Below are 2529 nucleotides of genomic sequence, written 5' to 3'. Positions count from 1 at the left end.
GTGAAATCACAATTTTCAAATCAAATGGTTTGGCAATTCAAGATACAGCAACAGCCAAGTTGATTTACGACAAAGCTCTTGAAGCAAAAATCGGTGTTGATATAGAAATATAAATAATTCAATAAAAATTCTTTAAATATGAGTCCACTCTAAAAAGTCTTAAAATGATTTTCAGATTTTTTCTGCCCCAATCCCTAAAGGGAGAAGTAGCTGAAAATCAAGACTCCCTTTAGGGAATGGGACAATTCCTGATTTTCTAAACCTGCACTCATTACTTTTTAGAGTGGACTCAAATATTAATCTTTTAACTTTTTTTCCTTTGATTTGGGAACTACATCCGAAACTTCTAATTCCCAGTCTTTTTCAAGGCTATATCGCTTGTTATGTACTAATAAAGGAATAACTCCAACCACTACAGCAACTGCTCCGGTAATAAGGATAACTCCACCAATCATGATTTTAATAAGATCAACCATAGCAGCTTGGCATGCATCTGTTGTTTCTTGTTTTGACGGTGAAAATAATATATAAGCACCTAATCCTGAAATCAATGTACCGGAAGCCGTAAGTAAACCACCTGAAACATTAACTACTTTCATACCAATAGTGTTTCCACTAACTTTTGAAATTTCTCTAAACGTTATTTCATCATCATTTACAAAAATCGAATTATTACCAAGGCTATCTAATTTGCCCTTATGTTTTTTATTATCATCATATTTCCAATAAATAATGCGTTTTCCTTGTTTTAAATATTTTGCTTTATCTTTTGTTTTATGCTTAATTACAAGAACTTTTTCATTTTGTTGAGCAAATATTTCTGTTTGATTAAAAACAAATGCAATACCTATTAACAAAATAATAATCTTAAATTTACTTTTTATTTTCATTTTATTACTAATAATTTATAAAATCGTACAATCATTGTATTATTTCATAACAAATATGTTTGACATTACAATATTTGCTTTACTTTTTATCCTTTCAAGTTTACAAAAATTCAGGTTCTTTTATGAGTTTTTTTTGTTAAACTTGTTCACAAAATAATTTTTTTTATGTTTTAGAGGTAAAATAAAAAAGATATTAAAAATAATTAGTATTTTAGGGTACTGTTTTTTATTACATTTTCTATTTACAGTCATATAGTTAAGAACATTAATAACAATACATAAGTCACATTTTTTAATATAAAATTACAAATTCATTTAAAAATAATTTGTTTTTTTGTAAAATTTATTTTACCTTTATGGTTTTTAAAAATGTTTGAAAATTGAAGCTAAAAACAAACATTTGACAAATTAATATTTTGGAGGACAATATATGAATATTTTTACACTAGGTATTTTTGATTTTTTATCAGACCCTTTTATTCTCACAATTGTTATCATTGTATTGATACTTGTCATTCTAGGCATTGTATTAATGGCAAGGAATATACGTCCTATTTTAGGACTATTATTACTTATCTTTGCAATGGCGATGGTTATTGGAGTAAGTTATGATGTTCAAGGCATGAAACGTTCGTTTAAAAACTTTTGGACAAATATATCAGTAGATGCTGATGATGATTCTGAACAAGAAAATGGAGATAAATAACAAAATTTATCTTATAAATGGTAGTTTTAATTAACTACCATTTATAAATCCTTTTCTTATTAAAACGATCCTAATAGCGATAAGCTATTGGTTTTTTGTAACAAGCAAATTAATTTATTTTTGCAAAAACATTATAATATTACTATAAGAGGAAAAGTTCAAGGAGTAGGTTTCAGATGGGCAACATTGAATTCTGCAAAACATTTTAATATTACAGGCTTTGTAAAAAACCTCCCAAATGGTTCTGTGTATATTGAAGCAGAAGGCAAAGTTGAAAACTTAGATGCATTCAAAATGTGGTGCAATAACGGACCTTCACACTCCTATATAAAAAGCATCAATATTTCTGAAAGTCAAGTAGAAAATTTTCAAGATTTTAATGTGAAATACTGATAATTATTTAAAATTTTTTGAATTTTTCAATGCTTATTTTTTTTGAAATTTTGTTTGTGTGTTTTGTTATTATACCAAATTGCGTTCAAATGTATCATTTAGAATTTGAATTATTTTTTGTTTGAATGATGCATAAAATCTTTGCATAGCCATCCGCGTGTCGCTGAAGCTTTAGCGGAGGCACAAGATATGGAAAGATTTTATAAAGAAATACAAGCAAAAAAGAAACGAATTATATTGGTAGCTTTGAACGCAACTTGGTATTAAATCTTTACAATTTGAAAGATTACAATAAAGGAGGTTCCTATAAGTTACCATAGAATTATTTAATTCAAACCGATTTTTTTTCAATATTCTATGGCAAGTTAGCATAAATGCTACGGATAGGCAGATAATAAGTTCTTTAGAAAGACTAAATAGTGCCTCTAAGAAAACTATCAAATTTTATGATTTCTAAGATTTTTGACCTGCCTTTGCCGTCAGGCAGGTGAGATTTTTATTTTTTGAGACGAGGCGATGCCTTAGCATCAGTGAGTTGAG

Annotated in this window: 4 protein-coding genes; 3 read left to right on the top strand and 1 reads right to left on the bottom strand. The window is 27.8% G+C overall.

Features of this window, described 5'->3' with window-relative positions:
* The first annotated feature begins 5 nt into the window (after positions 1 to 5).
* Complete coding sequence (locus U9R42_12365; protein ID MEA3496812.1) at positions 6 to 113, top strand: hypothetical protein; 108 nt, start codon at positions 6 to 8, stop codon at positions 111 to 113.
* 183 nt (positions 114 to 296) lie between these two features.
* Here the strand turns inward: U9R42_12365 and U9R42_12360 are convergent, their stop codons facing one another.
* Entirely contained in the window at positions 297 to 890 is a 594-nt protein-coding gene (locus U9R42_12360) for a hypothetical protein (GenBank protein ID MEA3496811.1), read from the bottom strand.
* Positions 891 to 1422: 532 nt separating this feature from the next.
* On the opposite strand from U9R42_12360, the gene U9R42_12355 reads away from it, so the two are divergent.
* Positions 1423 to 1596: a hypothetical protein gene (locus U9R42_12355; GenBank protein ID MEA3496810.1), complete on the top strand. Its 174-nt coding sequence runs from the start codon at positions 1423 to 1425 to the stop codon at positions 1594 to 1596.
* 120 nt (positions 1597 to 1716) lie between these two features.
* A complete protein-coding gene (locus tag U9R42_12350; protein ID MEA3496809.1) occupies positions 1717 to 1989 on the top strand; it encodes an acylphosphatase in 273 nt (90 codons plus the stop codon).
* The last annotated feature ends 540 nt before the right edge of the window (positions 1990 to 2529 follow it).

The sequence above is a fragment of the Bacteroidota bacterium genome, assembly GCA_034723125.1.
Classification (GTDB): Bacteria; Bacteroidota; Bacteroidia; order CAILMK01; family JAAYUY01; genus JAYEOP01.
This window is presented reverse-complemented; position numbering and strand designations above follow the sequence as displayed.